Consider the following 26293-nt stretch of genomic DNA (forward strand, 5'->3'; position numbering starts at 1 on the left):
TAGGAAAAGTTAATAAATTTGAGAAGGTGAAATTGATGAAAGGACGAGTTGTTATTGGTGTGAGTGGGGGAGTGGATTCTTCCATTGCGGCATATTTATTAAAACAACAAGGATATGATGTTATTGGATTATTTATGCGTAATTGAGATTCATTAGTAAATAATGATATTTTAGGAAATAAATCTATTAATGATGCTATTTGTCCAATGCAAGTTGATTATTTAGATGCTAAAAAAGTTGCTGAACAATTAAATATTGATTTATATCGTATTAATTTTGTTGAGGAATATTGACAATATGTGTTTACTTATTTTTTAGAAGAATATAAAAAAGGGCGCACCCCTAATCCTGATATTTTATGTAATAAATATATTAAATTTTCTGCTTTTTTAAATTATGCATTGGAAAAGTTAAATGCTGATTATATTGCTATGGGACATTATGCTAAAGTTAAATATAATGATGAAACAAAAAAATATGAATTATTAAAAGCAAAAGATGAAACAAAAGATCAAACTTATTTTTTATCACAATTAAATCAAGAACAGTTAGCAAAAACTATTTTTCCTTTAGGTGATATTAAAAAAGTAGAAGTTAGGCAATTAGCTAAGAAATTAAATTTAGTAACAGCTAATAAAAAAGATTCAACAGGAATTTGTTTTATTGGTAAAAGAAATTTTAAACAATTTTTACAAAATTATATTCCTGCCCAAGTTGGTAATATTGTTAATATTAAAAGTAATAAAGTTATTGGAACGCATCAAGGGATTATGTATTATACGATTGGTCAAAGAAAAGGCATTGATTTATCAGGAATGAATAATCGTTATTTTGTTGTAGGTAAAGATTATCATCAAAAAATTCTTTTTGTTGCTAGTGGCAGCGATAAGGAATGATTATGAGCTAATGGTTGTTTAGTTACTGATGTTAACTGAATTAATAATTCTTTACCATTATTAAATTTACCGATTACAGCAAAGTTTCGTTATCAACAAATTTCTTATGATGTCAAATTATTATTATTAGATAATAATTGTGTTAATGTTGTTATTGCAAATAAGGTAAGAGCTCTTACTCCGGGGCAAGTTGCAGTATTTTATCAAGGCGATGTTTGTTTAGGTAGTGGAGTAATTGATCAAGTGTTTAATGATAATAAATTATTAAATTATTTATAAGTTATTCATATTAGGAGGATTTAATGTTAAAAAAATTAAAAGATAAAATCTTATCTAAAAGCTCTTTAAAATATAAAAAAGGGTTGAATAAATCCCGAAAATCTTTTTTACAAAAATTACAGATTTTAGTTACTAAGCATCGTGTTATTGATGAAACATATTTTGAAGAATTAGAAAATACATTAATTTTAGCTGATGTTGGCGTTAAAATGGCATTGCAAATTGTTAATGAAATTAAAAATGAAGTTAGAATTAATAATATTAAGGATCCTGAAATAATTAATGAACTTATTATTGATAAGATGTTTGCTATTTATGCTAGTAATTCGTTTATTACAACGACTTTAAATGTTTTGGATAATCAATTAAATGTTATTTTGGTTGTTGGTGTTAATGGTGCTGGTAAAACAACATCAATTGCTAAATTAGCTTATTTGCTATTACAACAAAATAAAAAAGTTTTATTAGTAGCAGGGGATACTTTTAGAGCTGGTGCTGTTGAACAATTATCGCAATGAGCAAAACGCTTGCAAGTGCCAATTGTGGTGCCTAGTAAAGAACAACAAGATCCTGCTAGTGTTATTTATACGGGTATTAAAAAAGGTCAAGAATTAGAAGTTGATGTTGTTCTTTGTGATAGTGCAGGCAGATTACAAACTAAAACTAATTTAATGAATGAATTAAATAAAATATATAAAGTTATTCAAAAGGTAATCATTGATGCCCCCCACGAAACATTATTAGTAGTTGATGCCACAACGGGACAAAATGGCGTTTCCCAAGCACAAAATTTTACCGAAGTAGCCCCAGTTACGGGAATTATTTTAACCAAGATGGATGGTTCTTCTAAGGGAGGAATTATTTTAGCGATTAAAGAAAGTTTAAATATTCCTGTAAAATATATTGGTCTTGGCGAAAAACTTGATGACTTGGAAGAATTTGATTTAGAACAATATATTCAAGGATTAACAACAAAAGAAGTTACGAGTAGATAGGATAAGGATGAAAATGTGAGATCTTAGTAAGACTAATGAATTAAATTTATTATATGATTTATATGGTAAGTTATTAACACCGAAACAACAAAAATATTTTTCGCTTTATTTAATGGAAAATTTTTCATTACAAGAGATTGCTAATGATTTAAATGTTTCGCGTAGTGCTGTTCACGATGCGATTAGTAAGATAATTAATATCCTAAATACTTATGAAGAAAAGATGCAGTTATTAGCAAAAGATATTCGTCGAAAAACATTATATGCATATTATGAAAATGAAACGGAAGCAAATGTAGAAATGTTAATTGCTGAGTTAAGAAAAATTGATTAGAAAGAAGGAAAAATATGAATATTTTAGTTATTGGTGATATTTATGGTCAAGTTGGTCGTAATATTTTAGAAGAATATTTAGCATCATTAAGAAAAGATTATCAAATTGATTTTGTCATTGTTAATGGAGAAAATATTAGTCATGGAAAATCAATGATTAAAGAGCATTATCATTTTTTAAAGCGAATTAATGTTGATGTGATTACAGGTGGTAATCATACATTTGATAATCCAGATATGTTAGATTTAATCGTTGATAATGATGATATTTTACGACCATTAAATAGTAATCCCTACCATTCAGGTAAAGGTTCTTCAATATTTACTGTTAAAGATAAGAAAATTCGCGTTACCAATTTAATTGGTAGTGCTTTTATGGGTTCTTCACAAAATGCATATTTTGAAATGGATACGCTCTTAAAAGAAGATGACAGTGATATTCACTTAGTTGATTGCCACGCTGAAGCAAGTGCTGAAAAAATTGCTTTAGCTTGAAATTATGATGGCAAGATTACAGCATTATGAGGAACGCATACGCATGTACAGACTAATGATGCGAGAATTTTGCCAAAAGGAACGGGATTTATTACTGATATTGGAATGACGGGAGCTTATTATTCAATTATTGGCGCTAATCCAACAGAAGTTATTTATCGTCAGAAAAATAATTTGCCAATTAAATTTAAACCAGCAATTGGTGAGGGGCAAATTAATGGTATTGTTTTATTTATTGATGATATTACTAATAAAGTTATAAAAATTGAAAATATTAATATTAATCCACACTAAAGAATATCATAAGGTTATTAAATAATTATGATTTTTATTAATTTTTTACGAAATTATTGAATGTGATTTTTACTAGCATTTACCGTTGTTTTTGTTTTATTTTCCGTCGAATTTATAATTTATTAAGAATTGGTGTTAGCGAAGTTTTATCAATTCAAAAACCCGAAATTAGAAAGCATTCATTAATAATGAGTGATTGCTTTTCCTTGTTGGCTAACTATCAAGTTGATATTAATAAAAACAAATTAATTATTTTTTTTCATGACTTTTTCAATAGTAAAGCTGATTTTAAGGGATGCATAAAGTTTTGTTAGGTGGGAGCATATTTGAATAAGTATTAAGGCAATCAGTAATGATTGTCTTTTTATTTTATAAGGTGTTAAAATTTGTTCTTTGAAAATTAAATACAAGTTGTTAAGGTCGCGTTTATTTTTCTTAGGTATTTTTAAAAAAAGAAAAAATAATCATTTATTATAAATAATTTATAAATTATTTCAATATGCAAATTAAGTATATATATCCTATGTATGATTTTTGTTGTAAAAAATTATTTTAATGTTGTTTTTATAACCTTTTATTAAAATTATGTTTGTTAATATTAAATATTTTGTTTTATTACTTATTTTTAAAATAAAATGATAATTAAATTGTAATTACTTTTCTTTTAAAATTATTCAAATCTTTACCCACCTAACAAAACTTTATGCGTCCGTTAATTCAACCGCCATTTTGGTATCGCAACCATTTTTTGGACACTTTTTATGTAGACTGTCATTTTCTAAATTCAACAGGCGTTAAATAATTTAGGCTGCCATGTATTCTAAGATTATTGTATCAATTAACAAAATCAAATAATTCGCATTTTAATTATGTTGAATTTTCAAATTTTTTACCCTTGACAAATTCCGTTTTAAAAGTTTTGTAAGTTGTTTCAGCCACAGCATTGTCATAAGTACAACCCTTCGCACTCAATGATCTTTTAATATTAAAGGTTATTAAAATTTCATCAATGATTTTATTTTTGAACTCATTACCACGATCAGTATGAAATAAAGTTATTTTATTTAATGGTCGTGTTATTTTATGAAAAGCTTGTTGAACTAGTTCAGCGGTTTTGTTTGGTCCTGAACTATAGCCAATTGTTTCTCGATTAAACAAGTCAATTAATAAACAAATATAATGTCATTTTCCTCCAACTTGCACATATTTTATTTCAATAACATCAACTTAATTAGGTTTTTTGTTATTAAATTGACTATTTAAAACATTACTAATTTGGTCAGTATTAACCATTGTTTTATGATTACGATATTTTAATTTGGTGTATTTAGAAACCAAATTATTTTTGATCATAAGGAATCTGATTTTTCGACGTGATAAGATAATATCTTTTCTCATTAAAACAGCTTTAATTTTACGAGCACCATAAATTTTACGACTTTTATTAAATGCACTGATAACTTCTTCTTCATAATTATTAACATCATACTTAACACAATTATTAGTTTGATAATAATATGTTGATTTTGCTATTTTTAATATTTGACACATTTTTAGCACGGAATATTTTTGTTAATAATTATTGTTAATAATTCCTATTTTTTGCCAATTATCAGTGCTGCTTGCTTTAAAATGTCATTTTCCATTCGTAATTGTTGGTTTTCTTTTCGCAAGTAAATTAATTCATTTTCTTCGATAGTGCGATTATCTCGCACTTTAAATGACCCAAAATTATTAAAATTTTCAATTTACTGATATACGGCTGATTTTGAAATTCCGTATTCTTTAATAATTTCAACAATGCTTTTTCCGTTTTGATAAAGCATGACAATTTGTTTTTTAAATTCATTTGAATATGAGTTTTTCCCCATTTTTATCTTCCTACTTTCTTAATAATTTTATTTTATTTGAAAGTCCACATAAATATGGTCCAACTTATTGTAACCTATCCATTTCATGAACTTTCAAGTAAAAAAGTTTCTGGTAAAAATAAATGATTGCATCCTGATATTGTTGGCGTTCATTTTCCATTTAATGATTTTAGTAAAAAAACTTTAAAGTTACAAAAAGAATATTTAGTAGCTTTGAAAACAAAGTTTTATTCATTTGAATTAAAAAAAGAATTAAGTTTTGCTAATCTTCGTGAATCTTATTTCCGAGCAGTATCAAATTCATCTTGAGCCAATGAAGGGTATTTAGTAGCCTTAAAAATTTATGAAAGTAATGGACTTTATTAATGAATTAAAAAGACTTAATGATGCTTTTAATATTGGTGTTATTAAGCTAAATCCTAATAATATTAAGCAAAGTATTATTTTATTTCCAGCAAAAGAAAAAGAAACTCTTGATTGAGCAACAATTGACCGCTTAGTTACTGAAAATTCTGATTTTAAAGATTTTGTTAGAATTGTTATTCAATCATTACAAGCAAATACCATTGTTGGTAATTTTGATAAGGCACTAACAGATGTCGAATATGAAAATTATATTAATGAAAAACATATTAAAGAATAATAAAATATTTGAATTAAGCATATTTTCTATTAAATAGAAAATATGCTTTCTTTTATGCTAAAATTAGTAATAACGGTGGTTAAAATATGGAAAAAAATTCACAGCACAATATAAGAGAAAGCATAATTTTTTTTATCTATCAACAACAATTATTAAATTATGACTTAGAAACAATTATTAAAGAAATTAAAGAAAATGAAGAAGATTTTAATGCGGAAATTATTAATAATTTAATCCATCTTTTCGAACAACGAAAAATTATAATTAAAATTATTAATAAGTACTTAAAAGTAGGGTGACATTTTTCTAAATTATCTAATTTAGAGCAAGGAATTTTATTGTGAGCAACTTATGAATTACTGATTTTAAAGGAAAATTCAGCAATTATTATTAATGAAGCAGTTCTTATTACTAAAAAGTATTTCATCAATACTGAATATAAATATATTAATGGCATTTTGCAAAGTATTGCTGATAATGAGAAGAAAAAAACTAACAAGGATGACAACTATGGGAAATGAATTATTGAAGAAATCTATTAAATTAGCAAAGAAAACATTAATTAAAACCATAAAACAAACCAATAATCCAGAAATTATCCAAGATGGTTTGTATATTTTAAATGTTGTTACTAAACATAGTATTTTTATGCAAGCATTAGGTCTATTAATTGTTAATGAAAAATTAAGTCCCGAGTTATTTATTCGTCATTTAATTTCTTGCAAAGCTATAGTTTGTAGTCAAATTTATCTTTTTGATTTAGAAATTAAAAAAATTAAAAATCTGAAAGTAATTAATGAATTTTTTCAAAACTTAGCAGTTAGTTCTGCAATTAAATCACCAATTGAATTACAATTACAAGATACCTATAATAGTAAAATTAAAAATATTGACGAGTTAAAAGGTTTAGAATTAGTAAGAAATAAAAAATTTTATCTTCTCGCCCATCTGATTGGTAATTCATTTGAATCGGTAGCAATTTTTAATCACAAAGAAAATAACAAAACTTATTATTATAATTTTGGTTTTTATTTAGCATTATATTTTTTATTACATCGTGAAACCTTGGCCCGAAAAGCTAAAATTCCTTCTTTATTAGACCAATTGACAACACAAAATCTTTTAATTGTAAAGCTTAATATTATGGAAAAATATATTAATGCTATTGCTACAATATATCCTTTAGAATTTAACGAATTTATTATCCTCAATAACAAATCAATAAACAAAATGAAAAATTTATCGTAAGTGAAGAACAACAATGAAAAAAATCCGATTAGATATGTTATTAGTTCAAAAAGAATTATTTCATTCCCGAACCGAAGCTCAAAGTGCCATTATTAATCATCAAGTACTTGTAAATGATGAATTAATTATTAAGTCAGGAACTTTATTTGCCCTTAACAGTATTATTAGAATAAAAAAACAAAATAATCAATTTGTTTCTCGTGGGGGATATAAATTAAGTAAAGCTCTTAAAGCGTTTAATATCAATTTAGAAAATCTTGTATGTTTAGATATTGGTTCTTCTACGGGTGGTTTTACTGATTGTATGTTACAAAATCAAGCAAAATTGGTTTATAGTTTAGATGTCGGTACTAATCAATTAGCTTGAAAATTACGAATTCACCCTCAAGTAATTGTTATGGAAAATACTAATTTTCGTTATGTCAAGAAAGAAATGTTTAAAGATAATATTAGTTTTTGTGCTATTGATGTTGCCTTTATTTCATTAACAAAAATTATTCCGGTTTTAACAGAAATTTTAATGCCCCTAGGTCAATTAGTTTGTTTAATTAAACCACAATTTGAAAGTAGTAGAACGCAAATTGAAAAAGGGGGCGTTGTTAAAAACCCCATAGTGCATTATCAAGTATTAAATAATTTAATTGCTTTTTTTAAAGAATATGGTTTTTCTTTACAAGGTTTAATTTATAGTCCAATCGTTGGCCATAAGAAAGGAAATATTGAATATTTAGCTCATTTATTTTTCAATAACCTTTTACAAAGCAAAGAAATTGATGTTATAAAATTAGTAGATGATGCTTTTAATACCCTTACAAATACCACCAAATAGATTTTATATTAACTAAAAAGGATAAGTTAAAAGATGAAATTGATATTTTATATTGATATGAATGCTTTTTTTGCTAGTTGTCATCAAGTTATTGATCCAAGGATTGTTTCCAAACCTATTGTTGTTAGTAGTCAATCCAGAAGAGCAATTGTTGCTTCAAATAACTATGAAGCGAGAAAATATAATATTAAAACCGCCATGCCCTTATATCAAGCAAAAGTGTTATGCCCGACATTAATTTGTATTAACGTCAATCGTGAACTTTATATTGAGTATTCACATAAAATTTTCAATTTATTAGTAAATAATTTTACCAATAAAGTAGAAATAACTTCGATTGATGAATACTGTTTAGACGCAACTAATATTTATCTTCAATATAATAATGCATTTGAATGCGCTAAAGCAATCCAAAACAATATTTTAAATTCATTAAATTTACCTTGTAGTATTGGAATTTCTTATAACAAATTTTTAGCTAAAATGGCATCAAAAGTTAATAAACCATTAGGAATATTTATTTTTAAACCTCATAATATCAAAACTAAACTATGACCATTAGATATTAAAGAACTACCCGGTATCGGCAAAAAAACAACTGAAAAATTAAAAAATATTAATATTAATACTATTGGCGACTTCGAAACTAGCACTAATAACTGAGATTTACAATAAATAATAGGAAAAGGTTATTTTGTTCTTAAACAAATAACTCTCGGAAAAACATCAAACATTAATGATCAGATTAATTTTCAAGAACAAAAATCAATTAGTCATGATTTAACATTTGAATATGATACTTAAAATATTGATGAAATTAAACAATATTTATTGGATTTAACTTGCAAAGTTGTTAGTCGTGCTAAGAGTAATTCATTAGTGGGGAAGACAATTACTTTCGTTTTCAAAACTAATCGTACTCAGTGAACATCTAAACGAATTTCATTAACTGATTATACTAATGATATTGATACCATTTATTCCTCGGTTTTATATTTATTTGAAACCATTTGAAACTATCATTCAATTCGTGCCATTAGAATTAATTTAGGAAAAACAGTTAATCAATATGACTTAAATATCCAACTTGAATTATTTAATCCCGCATTATCTATCATCGGAGAAAAAATCACAAATGACCGTACAAGAGACAATAATTAAAAAAATAAATAGGCGATGAAAACAAGAAATTAGTATGACTGGTAAAAAATATTTAGACAAAATTTATTCTAAAAATAATAATAGCTATGCTACTAAAAATAAAACTAAAAAATATAAATAATAATATAATAAATAAAAATGTCTTAAAATTTTAAGACATTTTTTTAATTTTGTAGAAAACTCTTGATATTTATTGAATATACCTAATTTTAGGTATATTTTTAATATGATAGAGTTAGATAATAATTATGGAAAAAATAATTCAAGAACTAGTAAATACTTTAACAGATGATCAATTTTTAGAATTTTATGAAAAAGTCAAACAACAAGCAGAATTAATAAAAAAACAAAAACGTTTAAATGAAATTGATCAAAAATTTAGAGCACGAGGTATTAAATGCCCTAAATGTGAATCTTACCATTGCGTTAAAAATGGAAATAATTCAGAAGGAAAACAAAAATATTTATGTAAAAATTGCCGTGCAAGTTTTGACGCTTTTTGTAATCATTTTATTTATTGAATTCATTTAAATTATGAACAATGAAATTTATTGATTCAAATTTCATTGCTGGGGCAATCTAGTAAAACAATTTCTCGTTTTATTTAAACTACATTAAAAACTTCTTGATATAATCGTCAAAAATTAATGAAATAAAAACAATTAGAAAATACCCAATTAAAATTTAAAAAATTATCTGGTAAAATACAAATCGATGAAACATTTATTAAAGAAATTCAGAAAAGAAATTTCAAACATAAAACTGATCCACGAAGAATTCACCTTGACCCATTCGCGACTAATACTAAATGCTGTATTAAAATGGCAGTTGATAATAATAACAATATTTATGTTAAATCCACAAACACCAAACGTTTACAAAAAAAAATGAGTTATTGAAAATATGAACAAAGAATTAATTAACCAAAATTCAATTATTACTTCTGATATGCAAAAATTATATTTTTTAGTAGCAAAACAAACAAATTATACTTTATGTGTAACTAAAACAACAATTAATCCTGAAGCTAGTTATCGTAACTTAAATAAAATCAGTAAATTACAATCTAGTCTTAAAGAAGCCTTAATTCATTATCATGGTTTAGGTTTTACTAATATTCAAAATTATTTAAATCTCTGAAAATGAAAATACCAACATAAGGGTTTAACTCCAAACCAACAAACAGCGGTATTATATTTTAATGTATAAAAAATTAAAGTAAAAATAGTAATTTTACATAAAAGCCTTTTAAAATTATCAAGTTGATGATTTTTTTATTTTATCAAGAGTTTTCGACAAAATTAAAATGAATTTTTACTAATTAATAAAATCTATAGCACCTTTTACTTTCTCCAAAAATTAATCTACAGTTTCTTTGCCTTGGAATTTAATTATATATCATTAAATAATAATTTTTATCATTTTTTCATAATGTTGAATACTAGTTATAAAAAACATTTATCTTTAAAAAAGAAAAATAAATTAACTAAATTAAACTTTATTGAAATTACTATCAAGAAAGGTAATTTATTATGTTAAAAATTAATAATAATTTAAAAACCCCAGAAAATAAACATTGATTAAACTTATTTACAACCCATAAAAATATGTACACAAATAAATGTTAACAACTGGCCAACGAATATGAAAAATTATATGAATATTTATATAAATATCATTTTCGCTTAAAACAAGGTTATAAAGTAGTTCATTTTGCTTCAAGAACAATTATTACAATTTTTGGTGAAGTTATTTTTAAACGACGCCGATATAAATATTGAAATCAAAAATCAGGTAAATTTGAATATGTATGTTTGTTAGATAAAGAAATTGGTTTGTTGCCCAAACAACGCATTTATTTTGATGTCCAATTTAAAGTTTTAAGTCTTTTAGGCGATGGCAAACGCTGTCGAGATGTTTTAGATGCTCTAAATCATTGTTATATTTCAAAAGCTAGTATTTCAAGTATTTTAAATAAATATGATATTGCCGAATATTTTCAACTAGCAGAAAAAGAAACTAAAACTAGAATTGATGTCAAAAATAAGGATTTATATATTCAGCTAGATGAGACATTTTTAGCGACATTAGATCATAAAGTTAAACAAGACCAAAGAATTCGTTTAGTTACTTTTCATACCGGACATAAAGAAAAAAATTATAAAAATGCTCGTAGAGAATTAGAAAACAAACGAGGTCATTTTCTAATGTTAAAAGTTGGTAAACGAATAAATACGATGGATTATCGTGATTTATTAATTAAAGAATTATAAAAACATTATATAAATATTAATTATGACAAAATAATTGTTTGTGGTGATGGTGCTACTTGAATTAGAGAAATTGCCAATAGTTTTGGTAATGTTAGATATATTTTAGATGGCTATCACGCTATTAAAAAATTAAAACAAACGGCATTTAATATTATTTTCGAAAATCGTAAAGTAGCACTAAATATTTGAATTAAATTATATAAGAATGGAAATCATCAAGAATTAATCAAAAACATTCATAATGTTGCTAAAAATGAATTAAATAAAGATATTAAAATAAATTTAAGAAAGGCTAGTAATTATTTCAGTAATAATAAGCAAGGTATTCATAACCAAAATTTAGAATGAAATATTGGTTGTAGCATCGGAAGTGATGTATCACATTTAGTAAAACAACAATTAGGCTACGGGGCGAAAATATATAATCATAAGAATTTAAATAACTTATTGCATTTAAGAATGGCAAATTTAAACAATTTAAATGTATTACATTACTTTAATGAAAGTATTAATTCAGAAATAGAAATCAGAAAAGAAATATATAAAAATTCATTATGAAATAAATATAATAATAAAAATGATGATAGTTGAATTAATTATAAAGGTAATATTGTAACAAATAAATATAATAGATTTAAGTAAGTAAAAATATAAATTAATATATATTAGTGAAAATTTAATAAGGACGCATAAAGTTTTGAATAATTTTAAAAGAAAAGTAATTACAATTTAATTATCATTTTATTTTAAAAATAAGTAATAAAACAAAATATTTAATATTAACAAACATAATTTTAATAAAAGGTTATAAAAACAACATTAAAATAATTTTTTTACAACAAAAATCATACATAGGATATATATACTTAATGGTCGCGTTTAGTTTTCTTAGGTATTGCTTTGAAGAAGTAAAACAATCAGCTAATTATATTATTTAATTACTAAACTAACCCTGCCTTTCTTATTATTGTCATTTTTATTCATCATCATTCTATCATATTATTTAATTTTTACACAATAAAAAATTATTAATTTTATATAAATTTTTTTTAATTTTAACTAATATTTTTACTTACTTAAATCTATTATATTTATTTGTGAATTTACAATATTACCTTTACTAATTCAACTATCATCATTTTTATTATTATATTTATTTCATAATGAATTTTTATATATTTCTTTTCTGATTTCTATTTCTGAATTAATACTTTCATTAAAGTAATGTAATACATTTAAATTGTTTAAATTTGCCATTCTTAAATGCAATAAGTTATTTAAATTCTTATGATTATATATTTTCGCCCCGTAGCCTAATTGTTGTTTTACTAAATGTGATACATCACTTCCGATGCTACAACCAATATTTCATTCTAAATTTTGGTTATGAATACCTTGCTTATTATTACTGAAATAATTACTAGCCTTTCTTAAATTTATTTTAATATCTTTATTTAATTCATTTTTAGCAACATTATGAATGTTTTTGATTAATTCTTGATGATTTCCATTCTTATATAATTTAATTCAAATATTTAGTGCTACTTTACGATTTTCGAAAATAATATTAAATGCCGTTTGTTTTAATTTTTTAATAGCGTGATAGCCATCTAAAATATATCTAACATTACCAAAACTATTGGCAATTTCTCTAATTCAAGTAGCACCATCACCACAAACAATTATTTTGTCATAATTAATATTCACATAATGTTTTTGCGATTCTTTAATTAATAAATCACGATAATCCATTGTATGGATAGGTTACAATAAGTTGGACCATATTTATGCGGACTTTCAAATAAGAAAAAATTTGGTATGGCAACCCTTTTTTGGACAGTTTTTATGTAGACTGTCATTTTCTAAATTCAACAGGCGTTAAATAATTTAAACTGCCGCGAATTCGAATGTTGTTATATCAATTAACAAAATCAAATAATTCGTATTTTAATTATGTTAAATTTTCAAATTTTTTACCCTCAATAAATTCCGTTTTAAAGGTTTTGTAAGTTGTTTCAGCAACAGCATTATCATAAGGACACCCCTTATTGTTTAATGATCTTTTAATTTTAAAAGTGTTTAAAATTTCATCAATAATTTTATTTTATTTGAAAATCCACATAAATATGGCCCAACTTATTGTAACCTATCCAATTTTAATAAAGCGTAGGGAGATAAAAATGGGGAAAAACTCATATTCAAATGAATTTAAAAAACAAATTGTTATGCTTTATCAAAACGGAAAAAGCATTGTTGAAATTATTAAAGAATACGGGGTTTCAAAATCAGCCGCATATCAGTGAATTGAAAATTTTAATAATTTTGGATCATTTAAAGTGTAAGATAATCGCGCTGTCGAAGAAAATGAATTAATTTACTTGCGAAAAGAAAACCAACAATTACGAATGGAAAATGACATTTTAAAGCAAGCAGCACTGATAATTGGCAAAAAATAGGAATTATTAACAATAATAAAGAAAAATATTCCGTACTAAAAATGTGTCAAATATTAAAAATAGCAAAATCAACATATTATTATCAAACTAATAATTGTGTTAAGTATGATGTTAATAATTATGAAGAAGAAGTTATCAGTGCATTTAATAAAAGTCGTAAAATTTATGGTGCTCGTAAAATTAAAGCTGTTTTAATGAGAAAAGATATTATCTTATCACGTCGAAAAATCAGATTCCTTATGATCAAAAATAATTTGGTTTCTAAATACACCAAATTAAAATATCATAATCATAAAAAAATGGTTAATAATGACCAAATTAGTAATGTTTTAAATCGTCAATTTAATAACAAAAAACCTAATGAAGTTGTTGTTAGTGATTTAACATATGTGCAAGTTGGAGGAAAATGACATTATATTTGTTTATTAATTGACTTGTTTAATCGAGAAATAATTGGCTATAGCGCCAGACCAAACAAGACCGCCGAACTAGTTCAACAAGCTTTTCATAAAATAACACGACCATTAAATAAAATAACTTTATTTCATACTGATCGTGGTAATGAGTTCAAAAATAAAATCATTGATGAAATTTTAATAACCTTTAATATTAAAAGATCATTGAGTGCGAAGGGTTGTCCTTATGACAATGCTGTGGCTGAAACAACTTACAAAACTTTTAAAACGGAATTTATCAAGGGTAAAAAATTTGAAAATTTAACACAATTAAAATGCGAATTATTTGATTTTGTTAATTGATACAATAATCTTAGAATACATGGCAGTTTAAATTATTTAACGCCTGTTGAATTTAGAAAATGACAGTCTACATAAAAACTGTCCAAAAAAGGGTTGTCATACCAAAAATTATGAAATAACAAATTAATACATAACAAAATTAATGACTGCAATCCAATCGCTAGTAAAAATCATCAATGAATAAAAAATAACAATATAGCACTAATAATTGCCATAACAAAAATATGAATACCTTGTGTAATAACTTTGTTGTTAATAAACTACAAACAATAGTTAAATCCTCAATTCTTTGCAATCAATCACTATCTTGATATTGTTCCATTATTATAAAATTACTTTCACTAATAGCAAAATAATATCGATGTGTCATACTAGTAATAAAATTATGAGTTAACATTAAAATTATTTTTTGTTGACAAAAACTAACAATCATTTTCATTAAAATAATAATTATAAAACCTAATAAAATCTTTAATCAAATATTATTTAAAATAAAAAGATGATGACTATCAACAAATACTTTTACTAACATATTTGCTAAAAAATTAATTACCGTTAATAATAAATTAATAACCAATAGTCCCGAAATTACCATTAAACATGGTTGTAATAAATAAAATAATGAACAAGTAACAAGATTTTTTTGTTTACTAGCAAGGATTATTGTTTTAGCACTAATAATTAAAGTATCAGAATAAATATTTTGTAAATATTCATTTGTTACTCATTGTAATTTCTCCTTGCTAGGATCAGCAATTAAAAATTTTTTTCGATGTTTTTTATAAACAACAATAAAATGAGCTTCACCATTGTCATTATTAACATATAAAATTCAAGGCGTTTTTAACGATAACTTTTGAAGTTGCTCAAAATTACAATGATATGGCGTTAATAACACTCCCTGTGAATAGGCTACCGCTTTCAATGTTTTAATACTTCAATATTCTCATTGAAATGATGCTTCTTGTTTTAAAGTTTCTAACGAAATTCGTTGCTTGTGATAATATTTAATTAACATTGCTAAACAAGCAACAGCACAATCATTTTTTTGCTCTTGTCATATTAATGGATACAACATTTAATCCCCATTACTACTTTTACTTATCTAATATTTTTTTTCCTTGTAAAACATAAAAAAATCTCGTTAATTATTAACGAGAAAATTTACGATTTTGTGCTTGTTTAAATAAACGTTTTTCTCTGGGAGAACGGAAGTGTTTACGCTTTTCTAATTCTCTTTTAATTGGAGAAGCAGCTTTTTTAAATCTGCGTAAAGCTTGATCAATATCTTCTCCATCCTTTTTTACAACAACTGTGGCCATTTAATTTTCAACTCCATTTTCCTATATTTTTTTATAGCTAGACCCTATAATTATAATTTGTTTTTGCTATAAAATGCAAATGATTTAATAAATATGATATAAAATTGCAAATAATGAAACAAAATTCACAAAAAATTAAAACCATTTTTATAACTAAAATTAATTAGCAACTAAACCATCAATAACGCTGCTTTACTAATCCCCAGCCGGTCTGCTCCACCTTTAATAAGTTTTATTGCCTGTGCTTTATTTTTAATTTTCCCTGACGCTTTAATATACATTTTATCCTTAACAATACTACGAATTAATTTAATATCTTTAACTTTAGCACCACTTTTAGCAAATCCTGTTGAAGTTTTAATAAAATCTGCTTGTGCTTGCAAAGCTAATTTACAAACTTGAATTTTTTCTTCTTTCGTTAATAATGCAGTTTCAATAATAACTTTTAAAATTTGTTTTGGACATACAGCGCGAACATGCTTAATATCATTTAATACTACCGTATATGCCCCTTCTTTTAAAGCTCCAACATTAATAACCATATCAATCTCATCGGCACCATCACGAACAGCTTGTTCTGTTTCCAACACTTTAATATTTGTAGGCACCGAACCCAATGGAAAACCAACAACAGTACACACATTAACCTTTGTCTTTTTTAACAAATTTTTAGCATGACTAACATAAATAGGATTAACACATACACTAGCAAATTTGTGCTTTTCAGCATCCACACAAATTTTTTGAATGTCATGACTCGTAGCATGTGAACTTAATAAAGTATAATCAATAAATTCATTCAGTTTCATAAAACAAGCAGACCTCCTACTAATTATTTATTTTTAATTATTAATTCATCATTTAGGGTAGAAATTTAACTTTTTGATAACGCCTCTCATTTTAACCTTTGAATAAAAAACTTAATATCAAAGATAATTGTTACTAAACCAAATATTCCAGAAATTCCAATTGATAAACCAAATGCTAAAATAGCATTTTGTTGATTTTTAGCAATTAAAATTAATAAATTAGCTAAAATTGACATCACTGCCATCAATACGATTAATATTAAGTATTTATATGCTTTAAATTGATATTTAATATCAAAATTCTTAATTGATACATAAGTTAATCAAACATAAACCATTATTAAACATAAAGTTATTAATGGAATTAAATAACTAGCAATTTCAAAGCCACCACTTAAAGGTAAATTTGATTTTTGAAGGCTAATAAATACCATTGTTAAAAACAATCAATTAATTGCAAATAATAAATTTAAAATTGCACCCATTCGCTTTGAACTTAAAGACATTCTTATTGCTCCTTTAACTTTTCATGTTCATAACCGATATTAGCAAGAAATGCTAAAACAGCTGTTTCTGATCTTAAAAATCTTTTTCCTAAATTAATTGCATGAAAACCTTCAAAATTAAAAAATTCTAATTCTTTATCACTAAAACCACCCTCAGGTCCACAAATAAAAGTAATACTTGTTGACTTGGATAATGGTAACATTAGTGCCGGCAATGAACGGGTTGCTAATGCTAATTCATTAGCAATTAAATTTAACGCGCTCTTGTAAGGAATAATAGCAGTAAAATCAGTAATAATATCAACAATTTTTGGAATTTGATTACGATTCGAATGTTGTGCTGCTTCTTTAGCAAACTTTTGTCAACGCATCATCTTTTTTTCTTATCATCATTTCGTTTAATGTTAGTAATACTTCGTTCTAAAGCAATACCAATAATTCGTGTCACACCTAATTCGGTTGCTTTTTGAATAATTCAATCATTACGATCTTGTTTAAGCAATGGCATTAATAATATTACAACTATTTATAATTCGGTATTTTCCAATAAATTTTTTTGAATTTCAACTTTTAATTGTGGTTTCTTTTCAATTATCTTCGTTTGATATTTTTTGCCATTATATACAGCAATTAACAAGTCATTAATTTGAAATCTTAAAAAATTAACTAAATGATGAGTATCAATATCATTAAAAATTAAATTGCCGAATTCATCTTGAAAATGATCAAAACAACATTGCATTATATCACCTACTCCAATATTAATTATATCATTTTTAAATCATTACCCAAACCGTCCTGCAATATAATCTTCAGTTTTCTTTTGTTGTGGTGATAAAAATAATTTTCTTGTTCTTGCCACTTCAACAATTTTACCAATTAAAAAAAATGTTGTTTGATCAGAAATTCTTGCTGCTTGTTGCATTGAATGGGTCACAATAATAATTGTAAAATCTTTTTTTAATTGCAATATTAACTCCTCAATTTTACCAGTAGCAATCGGATCTAATGCTGAAGTTGGTTCATCCATTAATAGCACTTCTGGTTTAATAGCAATTGATCGAGCAATACATAATCGTTGTTGTTGACCACCGCTTAAACTTAAAGCTGGACTTTTTAAATCATTTTTAACTTCATCTCATAATGCCGCTTTTTTTAATGAATCTTCAATTATTTCATCTAATTTTTTTCGATTTCTAATCCCTAACCTTCTTGGTCCATAAGCAACATTATCATAAATTGATTTTGGAAAAGGATTAGGTTTTTGAAAAACCATACCTATCGTAGTTCTTAAAGCAATAATATCTTGTTTATTATCATAAATATTTTTTTGTTGATAAATAATTTCTCCCGTAATTTTAGTTCCTTCAATTAAATCATTCATCTGATTAATTGACCGCAATAATGTTAATTTACCACAACCCGAAGGACCAATAAGGGCCATAATCTTATTTCTTTTAATATTCAAATTAATATTAAATAGTGCTTGTTTCTTACCAAAATTATAATAAAAATTAAAATCAGAAATAGCAATACTATATTTCTTATCAACAATTTTAACTTTAACCTTATCGCAAGAATGTTTTTGTGGTATGGCAACCCAAATTATTTAACGCCTGTTGAATTTATAAAATGACAGTCTACATAAAAATTGTCCAAAAAAGGGTTACCATACCATAATTCAGAAGGAAAACAAAAATGTTTATGTAAAAATTACCGTGCAAGTTTTAACGCTTTTCGTAATCATTTTATTTATTGAAGTCATTTAAATTATGAACAATGAAATTTATTGATTCAAATTTCATTGTTGGGGCAATCTAGTAAAACAATTTCTCGTTTTATTAAAACTACATTAAAAACTGCTTGATATAATCGTCAAAAATTAATGAAATCAAAACAATTAGAAAATACCCAATTAAAATTTAAAAAATTATCTGGTGAAATCCAAATTGATGAAACATTTATTATATAAATTCATAACGTAAATTTCAAAAATAAAACTGATTCACGAAGAATTTACCTTGACCCATTCGCAACTAATACTAAATGCTGTATTCAAATGGCGGTTGATAATAATAACAATATTTATGTTAAATCCACAAACACCAAACGTTTACAAAAACAATGAGTTATTGAAAATATGAACAAAGAATTAATTAACCAAAATTCAATTATTACTTCTGATATGCAAAAATTATATTTTTTAGTAGCAAAACAAACAAATTCTACTTTATGTGTAACTAAAACAACAATTAATCCTGAAGCTAGTTATCGTAACTTAAATAAAATCAGTAAATTACAATCTAGCCTTAAAGAAGCCTTAATTCATTATCATGGTTTAGGTTTTACTAATATTCAAAATTATTTAAATCTCTGAAAATGAAAATACCAACATAAGGGTTTAACTCCAAACCAACAAACAGCGGTATTATATTTTAATGTATAAAAAATTAAAGTAAAAATAGTAATTTTACATAAAAGCCTTTTAAAATTATCAAGTTGATGATTTTTTTTATTTTATCAAGAGTTTTCTACAAAATTAAAAAACTTTTCTTAAATATTCAGCCGTATATGAATTTTTATTACTATTAATTACTTGCTCTGGTGTTCCTGTAACAATTACTTCCCCACCATACTTCCCACCGTTAGGTCCTAAGTCAATAATGTAATCACCTAACTTAATAACATCTAAATTATGTTCAATAACAAGAACGGTGTCACCATTATTAACAATACGATTAAGAACTGATAATAATCTTTTAACATCATCAATATGTAATCCTGTTGTTGGTTCATCTAAAATAAATAGTGTTTTTCCAGTTGCTCTTTTTTGTAAGTAAGTCGCTAATTTAACTCTTTGCGCTTCCCCACCAGATAATTGAGTTGTTGGTTGTTCTAACTTAATATATCCCATACCAACATCAAGTAAGGTTTGCAATTTAACATTAATTTTTGGAATATTTGCAAAAAACACTTGCGCTTCAATAACTGACATATTTAAAACATCATAAATATTTTTCCCTTTATATTTAACTTGTAAAGTTTCATCATTATACCGCATTCCTTCACATATTTCACAAGTAACAAAAACATCTGGTAAAAAATGCATCGCAATTTTAATAATTCCTGCTCCCTGACAGCGTTCACATCTGCCACCACGAACATTAAAAGAAAACCTTCCTTTAAGATAACCTTGAGTTTTAGCTAATGGCGCCGCAGCAAATAAATCACGAATATCATCAAAAACTGAAGTATAAGTTGCTGGATTACTATGCGGTGTCCTTCCAATCGGTTCTTGCGAAATATTAACAACTTTATCAATATTATCCATTCCCTTAATATTTTGATGTTTACCCGGGCGATTAACCTTTTGTCCTAAATTTCGTAACAGATTTTTATATAAAACTTCATTTACTAAAGTTGATTTTCCACTGCCAGAAACCCCTGTAACAACAATAAGTTTTCCTAAAGGAATAGTAACATCAATATTTTTTAAATTATTTTCTCTTGCTCCAATAATAGTAATTTTCTTACCATTGCCACTTCGGCGCTTTTTTGGAATTGTAATCGTTTCTTGATGTGATAAATATCTCCCTGTAATTGACCTTTCATTAGCGATAATATCAGCCATTGTTCCCACAGCAATAATTTCACCACCAAACTTACCAGCTTTAGGTCCAATATCAACAAGGCAATCAGCTTGATACATCATATCTTCATCATGTTCAACAACAATAACGGTATTTCCTAAATCTCGTAACGATTTTAAAGTCTTAATTAAGCGGTTATTATCTTTTTGATGTAAACCAATTGAAGGTTCATCTAATACATATAATACTCCTGTCAATTTTGAACCAATTTGCGTTGCTAAACGAATTCGTTGCGCTTCGCCGCCAGATAATGATTGAGCTGCTCTTGATAAATTTAAATATCTTAAACCAACATCATTTAAAAAACTTAAACGATTAACTAATTCATTAATAACTAACTTAGCAATTTCTTGTTGTTGTTCTGATAGTTTCAAACTAAGAATATAATCTAAACTTTCATCAATATCTAAATTAGTAAATTCATTAATATTTATCGTTCCTACTTTAACACATAATGCTTTAAGATTTAATCGTGCCCCTTTACAAGACCAACAAGTTTTATCACTCATAAATTTCCGATAATATTCACGACGCATTTCATTAACAGTTTCAACAAAGCGTCGTTCAATAATACTGGCAACACCTTCAATATAGTCATAACTTTTATAAGTATTATTACTATTAGATACTAAAGTATAATTTAATTGTTCATCACTACCATACATTAAATAATTAATTTGTTCATCACTAAGATTTTTAATCGGTTGATCTAAGTCAATACCATATTCTTTACAAATAATTTTTAATTTCTGTCATTCTAAAGTATCACCACCAATAAAATTTTTATAAAATTCAATCCCACCTTGATTAATTGAAAGATTACGATTAGGAAATAATAAATCTTCATCAACTTCCAAGCGAATCCCAATACCTTTACATTCAGAACAAGCTCCCATAGGCGCATTAAAGGAAAATAAACGGGGTTCTAACTCCGGAATTGTAAAACTACAATGATTACACGCATGATTTTGCGAAAATAATAATTGTTCTTTACTATTAAAAAGAATAACTTTTGCTAATCCTTTACTATATTTTAATGATTTTTCTAAACTATCATGAATATTAGATCAAACATTATCGTCATCACTTAATTTAATGCGATCAACAACAATATCAATATTATGCCGTTTATTTTTATCTAATTGAATATCATCATCTAACGAATAAGTGTGGTCATTAACCTTAACCCGTAAAAATCCTTCATGTCGCAAAGTTAAAAACAACTCATAATGCGCCCCTTTTTTATCAATAACTACTGGCGACAAAATTTCAATGCGTTCTTCCGTTGTTACTTGTTTTAATCGTTTAATCATTTCCTTAATTGTCATTGCTTTAATTAAACCATGACCATTAATACAATACGGTAGTCCCACACGAGCATATAATAATCGTAAATAATCATATATTTCCGTCACCGTTCCCACAGTACTGCGAGGATTATTACTAGTAGTTTTTTGATCAATAGAAATTGCTGGTGATAATCCTTCAATAGAATCAACATCAGGTTTTTCACTATTACCTAAAAATTGTCGGGCATACGCCGACAATGACTCCATATATCTTCTTTGTCCTTCAGCATAAATCGTATTAAAGGCTAATGATGACTTTCCACTACCAGAAACGCCAGTAAAAACAATTAATTTATTTTTAGGAATTGTTAAATCAACATTTTTTAAATTATGTTCTCTAGCTCCTTTAACAATAATATATTTTGTTGCATCATCCATCAAATCACCTCCAATATTTAATTAGCATTTGCTAATTAATTTGATCATTATATTTTTCTTTTCACGGCATTAATAATCTAAATAATAATGGCAATGATAATATCATTAAAGGATACACAAAAACAAAAACATAAATTAAATTATATATTAATGCATAACCTCAAACAGTAAAACCATCTCACGCATAATTACCAAAATATAATACCCCCGATAATACATTGCACATATATATAATAATACAAATAACTGTTATTATAAAGGAAATTTTAATGTTAGCATTAAACCGCTTTTTAAAATTAATATTCACTATTCCTATTAAAGAAGGCATATTCATAGGAATAAAATAATCTAGTAAATATTGTCAAGGATTAATAATTGATCCTTGGGGAATAATAATTAATGAAATTAAAGCACTAATACCACCGGTTACAATTCCGTGTCAAAAACTAACAACGAAAGCAATTAAAAATACGGGTCAATATTTTAAACCAATACTGCCCCCCATTGGTAATTTAGGGAAAAATATCATCAGATAATCTAAAATTAATGATAAACTAACAAAAAAAGCGATTAATACTAAATCAAATGTTTTTCAATGATAAATTTTAAAGCATTGTTTTTTAATCACTTTAAAATCAACATTAGATTTTATTATTTTTTGCCAACTTAATAACCAAATTAATATTAAACTAGCAACTAAAAATAATAATAAAATCACAATAACTGCAATTTTAATAAATAAGACAATTTTATTATTAATTAATTGTGTATTCTTAACATTAGAAGAAAAAGCCTTAAAAATTTTTCTTCCGAACTTATTGTAACCTATCCACATTATTACTCCAACAATTAAGAAACAAAAAATTCCATTAATTAACATTAAAATTCAACGATAAATTTGATTAGTCTTATTTACTTCTTGCACCATTTCTAGCCTCCTTAATGATAGTAAGAAATCTAATATATTTTGAAATATACAAGACTTCTCCCGCTAGTATTATCTAGTTCAAGTTCCAAGAGTATCTCTCAGGCAAAATGCCGCCTCTGTCTTATATCAATTGATATATCCATATATATTATAGTGAATTTACGATAAAATATAAAGTACTATTATATTTCCATAAAATCAATTATAATGTAAATTGTAAAGTTAAAAATTAAACTAAGGGGAACAAAATGCTAATTATTGCCATCACAGGAAAAATGGGTAGCGGAAAAAGTATTGTTAGTAAATATTTGCAAAAAAAAAGTGCCTATTGTATTGATATGGACATTCTAAGCCAAGAAATAAGAACCCTTCCCAAAGTAATAAAAACTATCAAAAAACGCTTTGGAAGTGTTGCGTTTACTGATAATGAATTAGACACTAAAAAACTCCGAGCAATAATTTTTAATGACCCCAAAGAACGCCTAAAACTTAATAACATTATGTGACCATTACTAAAAAAAAGTCTTCAACAACAAATTAAAAATCATAATGATAAAACCCTAATTATTGTTGAAGCCGCAGTCATCTTACAAGCCAAATGAAACAAACTCGTTAATAAAATTATTTTTGTTAATAGCGATTGAGAAACCCGCGTTAAACGAATTATTGAACGCGATAACCTCACTGTTGAAGAAATTATGAAGATTAGTCAACAACAAGATGATTACGAAACTTATAAAGATGTTATTGATTATCAAATCATCAATAATGACTCCACAAAAAAACTTTATCGTCAAATTGATGAAATCTTTGAAAAAGAACAATGAAATATTTAATCTTATTCGGTTTCCAATTCCAAAATTAAATCTCGTAACTGTGCTGCTCGTTCAAACTGTAAATCTTTTGCTGCCACTAACATTTCCTTTCGCAAATCATTAATGATTTGCGTTTTTGTTGCGACATAATCTTTAGACTTTCTTTTATTAACAATATTAAATTCTTGCAATAATTTATTAGCAAATAACGAATCATCAATCTTTTTCTTTATTGTTTGAGGAATAATATTATGTTCTTTATTATAAGCAATTTGCACATTTCTTCGGCGTAGTGTTTCAACCATCGCCTTTTGCATCGCATCCGATATTGTATCAGCATACATAATAACATTACCATTAACATTTCTTGCTGTCCGACCAATAGTTTGAATTAATGACCGCGCATCGCGTAAAAATCCTTGCTTATTAGCTTCTAAAATACAAATTAACGACACCTCAGGAATATCTAATCCTTCGCGTAATAAATTAATTCCCACCACAGCATCATAAACCCCTTTTCTTAGTTCTAACAAAATCTTTGAACGATCCAGAGTTTTTAATTCACTATGTAAGTATGCTACTTGAATATTTCGTTCCTGCAAATAACTAGTTAAATCTTCAGCTTGTCGAATTGTTAAAGTAGTAATTAATACTCTTTCACAATTTTCTTTTCGCATTAAAATATTTTCAACAATATCATCAATCTGATTAATCGTTGGTTTAACAACAATCGTTGGATCCACTAAACCTGTCGGCCGAATAATTTGTTCCGTCACTTGATAATTAACTTGATTTAATTCAAAATCGCCCGGAGTTGCTGATGTATATATCACCGTTTTTAATTTATTCATAAATTCTGTAAAATTTAATGGCCGATTATCTAAGGCACTCGGTAAGCGAAAACCATAATTAACTAATGTTTGTTTTCTACTCTGATCAGTATTAAACATTCCTCTAACTTGTGGTAAATAAATATGGGATTCATCAATAATAGTTACAAAATCATCACCAAAATAATCAATTAAAGTATATGGTGGTACATCTTTATCTCTTAAATCTAAATGTCGTGAATAGTTTTCAATACCACTACAAATACCAAACTCTTGCAATGCTTCTAAATCATGATTAGTTCTTTGCTCAATCCTTTGATACTCTAATAATTGATTATTAGCCTTTAAAACTTCTAAATATTTTATTAATTCTGCTTCAATTCTAGTAATTGCCTTTGCTAATCTTTCTTTAGAAGTAATATAGTCCTGAGCAGGAAAAATTGTAAAAGATTGATATCTTTCAATTACTTTACCAGTTAAAACATCAATCTTAGCAATTTCATTAATATCATCATCAAATAAATCAATGCGTAAATAAAATTCATCCGTTCAACTCGGTGCTAATTTAATAACATCACCTTTCGCCGTAAACATTCCTGGACGAATTTCTAAATCATTACGAGTGTAACCAGAATTAACAAGAAAATATAATAATGCTTTTCTTTCAACTTTTTGACCATTACGAATTTTAAAAAAAGATTTTTTATATTCGTCAGGATCTTGTGCACCATAAATCGCAGCAACTGATGCTACAACAATAACATCCTTTCTAGTAACTAAAGCATTCATCGCACTTAACCGCATCATCTCAATATCACTATTAGATTTTGCTGTCTTATCAATATATGTATCTGTTTTTGGCATATATGCTTCTGGTTGATAAAAATCAAAGTTAGAAACAAAATATTCTACCAGATTTTCAGGAAACATGCCTTTTAATTCACCATATAATTGCATTGCCAAGGTTTTATTATGTGACAAAATTAAAGTTGGTTTATTAATTTTAGCAATAACATTAGCAATCGTATAAGTTTTTCCTGTACCCGTCGCTCCTAATAATACTTGAAATTGTTGATTTTCTTTTATTCCTTGGATTAAACTCGCAATTGCTTTTGGTTGATCACCTGCTGGCTTAAAATCAGCAACTAATTTAAACATAAAAATTTTTCCTAACC

At 25.9% G+C, this 26293-nt stretch carries 30 protein-coding genes, 3 pseudogenes and 1 riboswitch; of the genes and pseudogenes, 20 read left to right on the top strand and 13 right to left on the bottom strand.

Going from position 1 to position 26293, the window contains the following annotated elements; all coding sequences use genetic code 4:
- Window positions 1-35 precede the first annotated feature (35 nt).
- Genes mnmA through I5Q57_RS08380 form a run of 4 tightly spaced genes read left to right on the top strand, consistent with a single transcriptional unit; the run spans window position 36 to window position 3292 of the window.
- Window positions 36-1175 (top strand): tRNA 2-thiouridine(34) synthase MnmA, encoded by a 1140-nt coding sequence (gene mnmA, locus I5Q57_RS08365; RefSeq protein WP_215826097.1) that lies wholly within the window; start codon window positions 36-38, stop codon window positions 1173-1175.
- Between the two features lie 23 nt (window positions 1176-1198).
- On the top strand, window positions 1199-2170 hold the full coding sequence (ftsY, locus tag I5Q57_RS08370; RefSeq protein ID WP_215826098.1) for a signal recognition particle-docking protein FtsY: 972 nt from the start codon (window positions 1199-1201) through the stop codon (window positions 2168-2170).
- Window positions 2171-2177: 7 nt separating this feature from the next.
- On the top strand, window positions 2178-2504 hold the full coding sequence (gene ylxM / locus I5Q57_RS08375; protein ID WP_246534696.1) for a YlxM family DNA-binding protein: 327 nt from the start codon (window positions 2178-2180) through the stop codon (window positions 2502-2504).
- Window positions 2505-2518: 14 nt separating this feature from the next.
- The gene (locus I5Q57_RS08380) at window positions 2519-3292 is read left to right on the top strand and encodes a TIGR00282 family metallophosphoesterase (protein WP_246534697.1); all 774 of its coding nucleotides are present in this window, start codon (window positions 2519-2521) and stop codon (window positions 3290-3292) included.
- 759 nt (window positions 3293-4051) lie between these two features.
- Here the strand turns inward: I5Q57_RS08380 and I5Q57_RS08385 are convergent.
- Window positions 4052-5163, bottom strand: a pseudogene (locus I5Q57_RS08385) (IS3 family transposase).
- 54 nt (window positions 5164-5217) lie between these two features.
- Between I5Q57_RS08385 and I5Q57_RS08390 the strand changes: the two are divergent.
- The 12 genes from I5Q57_RS08390 (at window position 5218) to I5Q57_RS08445 (ending at window position 11959) form a co-directional block, all read left to right on the top strand.
- Window positions 5218-5529, top strand: a complete 312-nt coding sequence (locus tag I5Q57_RS08390) for a hypothetical protein (protein ID WP_215826099.1) — start codon at window positions 5218-5220, stop codon at window positions 5527-5529.
- The gene (locus I5Q57_RS08395; RefSeq protein WP_215826100.1) at window positions 5516-5806 is read left to right on the top strand and encodes a hypothetical protein; all 291 of its coding nucleotides are present in this window, start codon (window positions 5516-5518) and stop codon (window positions 5804-5806) included. The genes I5Q57_RS08390 and I5Q57_RS08395 overlap by 14 nt, the downstream gene beginning before the upstream one ends.
- A gap of 86 nt (window positions 5807-5892) precedes the next feature.
- Window positions 5893-6348 carry a transcription antitermination factor NusB gene (locus I5Q57_RS08400; RefSeq protein ID WP_215826101.1) on the top strand — a complete coding sequence of 152 codons (456 nt, stop codon included), beginning with the start codon at window positions 5893-5895 and terminating at the stop codon, window positions 6346-6348.
- Window positions 6317-7054, top strand: a complete 738-nt coding sequence (locus I5Q57_RS08405; RefSeq protein WP_215826102.1) for a hypothetical protein — start codon at window positions 6317-6319, stop codon at window positions 7052-7054. Before I5Q57_RS08400 ends, I5Q57_RS08405 begins: the two co-directional genes overlap by 32 nt.
- Window positions 7055-7067: 13 nt before the next feature.
- Window positions 7068-7883 carry a TlyA family RNA methyltransferase gene (locus I5Q57_RS08410; protein WP_215826103.1) on the top strand — a complete coding sequence of 272 codons (816 nt, stop codon included), beginning with the start codon at window positions 7068-7070 and terminating at the stop codon, window positions 7881-7883.
- A gap of 33 nt (window positions 7884-7916) precedes the next feature.
- Complete coding sequence (locus I5Q57_RS08415; RefSeq protein WP_215827088.1) at window positions 7917-8558, top strand: Y-family DNA polymerase; 642 nt, start codon at window positions 7917-7919, stop codon at window positions 8556-8558.
- A 141-nt stretch (window positions 8559-8699) separates the two neighbouring features.
- The gene (locus I5Q57_RS09970) at window positions 8700-9044 is read left to right on the top strand and encodes a DinB/UmuC family translesion DNA polymerase (RefSeq protein WP_369806580.1); all 345 of its coding nucleotides are present in this window, start codon (window positions 8700-8702) and stop codon (window positions 9042-9044) included.
- On the top strand, window positions 9019-9165 hold the full coding sequence (locus I5Q57_RS08425; RefSeq protein ID WP_215826105.1) for a hypothetical protein: 147 nt from the start codon (window positions 9019-9021) through the stop codon (window positions 9163-9165). Before I5Q57_RS09970 ends, I5Q57_RS08425 begins: the two co-directional genes overlap by 26 nt.
- A 127-nt stretch (window positions 9166-9292) precedes the next feature.
- Entirely contained in the window at window positions 9293-9652 is a 360-nt protein-coding gene (locus I5Q57_RS08430) for an IS1/IS1595 family N-terminal zinc-binding domain-containing protein (RefSeq protein ID WP_215826106.1), read from the top strand.
- 295 nt (window positions 9653-9947) lie between these two features.
- Entirely contained in the window at window positions 9948-10253 is a 306-nt protein-coding gene (locus I5Q57_RS08435) for a hypothetical protein (protein ID WP_215826107.1), read from the top strand.
- A gap of 476 nt (window positions 10254-10729) precedes the next feature.
- A complete protein-coding gene (locus I5Q57_RS08440; protein ID WP_256444939.1) occupies window positions 10730-11317 on the top strand; it encodes a UPF0236 family transposase-like protein in 588 nt (195 codons plus the stop codon).
- Window positions 11318-11776: 459 nt separating this feature from the next.
- Window positions 11777-11959 carry a hypothetical protein gene (locus I5Q57_RS08445; protein WP_215826108.1) on the top strand — a complete coding sequence of 61 codons (183 nt, stop codon included), beginning with the start codon at window positions 11777-11779 and terminating at the stop codon, window positions 11957-11959.
- Between the two features lie 426 nt (window positions 11960-12385).
- Here the strand turns inward: I5Q57_RS08445 and I5Q57_RS08450 are convergent, their stop codons facing one another.
- Together I5Q57_RS08450 and I5Q57_RS09525 are read right to left on the bottom strand one after the other, a co-directional pair.
- On the bottom strand, window positions 12386-13069 hold the full coding sequence (locus I5Q57_RS08450) for a UPF0236 family transposase-like protein (RefSeq protein ID WP_215826109.1): 684 nt from the start codon (window positions 13067-13069) through the stop codon (window positions 12386-12388).
- Between the two features lie 91 nt (window positions 13070-13160).
- A pseudogene (locus tag I5Q57_RS09525) lies at window positions 13161-13421 on the bottom strand (IS3 family transposase); the annotation flags it as partial.
- A 22-nt stretch (window positions 13422-13443) separates the two neighbouring features.
- Here I5Q57_RS09525 and I5Q57_RS08455 point away from each other — a divergent pair.
- A pseudogene (locus tag I5Q57_RS08455) lies at window positions 13444-14606 on the top strand (IS3 family transposase).
- Window positions 14607-14691: 85 nt separating this feature from the next.
- Here the strand turns inward: I5Q57_RS08455 and I5Q57_RS08460 are convergent.
- From I5Q57_RS08460 to pstB, 7 genes are all read right to left on the bottom strand, one after another.
- The gene (locus tag I5Q57_RS08460) at window positions 14692-15609 is read right to left on the bottom strand and encodes a cysteine peptidase family C39 domain-containing protein (RefSeq protein WP_215826110.1); all 918 of its coding nucleotides are present in this window, start codon (window positions 15607-15609) and stop codon (window positions 14692-14694) included.
- 73 nt (window positions 15610-15682) lie between these two features.
- A complete protein-coding gene (rpsU, locus tag I5Q57_RS08465) occupies window positions 15683-15853 on the bottom strand; it encodes a 30S ribosomal protein S21 (protein WP_215826111.1) in 171 nt (56 codons plus the stop codon).
- Window positions 15854-16023: 170 nt separating this feature from the next.
- A complete protein-coding gene (deoC, locus tag I5Q57_RS08470) occupies window positions 16024-16662 on the bottom strand; it encodes a deoxyribose-phosphate aldolase (RefSeq protein WP_215826112.1) in 639 nt (212 codons plus the stop codon).
- Window positions 16663-16727: 65 nt separating this feature from the next.
- Entirely contained in the window at window positions 16728-17168 is a 441-nt protein-coding gene (locus tag I5Q57_RS08475) for a hypothetical protein (RefSeq protein WP_215826113.1), read from the bottom strand.
- Between the two features lie 2 nt (window positions 17169-17170).
- Window positions 17171-17542 carry an RsmE family RNA methyltransferase gene (locus I5Q57_RS08480; RefSeq protein ID WP_215826114.1) on the bottom strand — a complete coding sequence of 124 codons (372 nt, stop codon included), beginning with the start codon at window positions 17540-17542 and terminating at the stop codon, window positions 17171-17173.
- Window positions 17543-17694: 152 nt separating this feature from the next.
- Window positions 17695-17910: an RNA methyltransferase PUA domain-containing protein gene (locus tag I5Q57_RS08485; protein ID WP_215826115.1), complete on the bottom strand. Its 216-nt coding sequence runs from the start codon at window positions 17908-17910 to the stop codon at window positions 17695-17697.
- Window positions 17911-17952: 42 nt separating this feature from the next.
- On the bottom strand, window positions 17953-18702 hold the full coding sequence (gene pstB / locus I5Q57_RS08490; protein ID WP_246534747.1) for a phosphate ABC transporter ATP-binding protein PstB: 750 nt from the start codon (window positions 18700-18702) through the stop codon (window positions 17953-17955).
- A 117-nt stretch (window positions 18703-18819) separates the two neighbouring features.
- Here pstB and I5Q57_RS08495 point away from each other — a divergent pair, with 117 nt between their 5' ends.
- Together I5Q57_RS08495 and I5Q57_RS08500 are read left to right on the top strand one after the other, a co-directional pair.
- On the top strand, window positions 18820-19140 hold the full coding sequence (locus I5Q57_RS08495; protein ID WP_215826116.1) for a hypothetical protein: 321 nt from the start codon (window positions 18820-18822) through the stop codon (window positions 19138-19140).
- Between the two features lie 87 nt (window positions 19141-19227).
- Window positions 19228-19614, top strand: coding sequence for a hypothetical protein (locus I5Q57_RS08500; RefSeq protein WP_215826117.1), 387 nt, complete (start codon window positions 19228-19230; stop codon window positions 19612-19614).
- A 93-nt stretch (window positions 19615-19707) separates the two neighbouring features.
- Here I5Q57_RS08500 and uvrA read toward each other — a convergent pair whose 3' ends face one another.
- Both uvrA and I5Q57_RS08510 read right to left on the bottom strand, forming a co-directional pair.
- Window positions 19708-22545: an excinuclease ABC subunit UvrA gene (gene uvrA / locus I5Q57_RS08505; protein ID WP_215826118.1), complete on the bottom strand. Its 2838-nt coding sequence runs from the start codon at window positions 22543-22545 to the stop codon at window positions 19708-19710.
- Window positions 22546-22576: 31 nt separating this feature from the next.
- Window positions 22577-23473, bottom strand: a complete 897-nt coding sequence (locus tag I5Q57_RS08510; RefSeq protein ID WP_215826119.1) for an energy-coupled thiamine transporter ThiT — start codon at window positions 23471-23473, stop codon at window positions 22577-22579.
- Between the two features lie 38 nt (window positions 23474-23511).
- Window positions 23512-23601, bottom strand: a riboswitch (TPP riboswitch).
- A 120-nt stretch (window positions 23602-23721) separates the two neighbouring features.
- Here I5Q57_RS08510 and coaE point away from each other — a divergent pair.
- Window positions 23722-24309 (top strand): dephospho-CoA kinase, encoded by a 588-nt coding sequence (gene coaE / locus I5Q57_RS08515; protein ID WP_215826120.1) that lies wholly within the window; start codon window positions 23722-23724, stop codon window positions 24307-24309.
- Between the two features lie 2 nt (window positions 24310-24311).
- Here the strand turns inward: coaE and uvrB are convergent, their stop codons facing one another.
- Window positions 24312-26276, bottom strand: coding sequence for an excinuclease ABC subunit UvrB (gene uvrB, locus I5Q57_RS08520; protein ID WP_215826121.1), 1965 nt, complete (start codon window positions 26274-26276; stop codon window positions 24312-24314).
- Between the last annotated feature and the right edge of the window lie 17 nt (window positions 26277-26293).

Origin of the sequence: Spiroplasma endosymbiont of 'Nebria riversi' (assembly GCF_018831625.1) — a bacterium.
Lineage (GTDB): Bacteria > Bacillota_I > Bacilli_A > Mycoplasmatales > Nriv7 > Nriv7.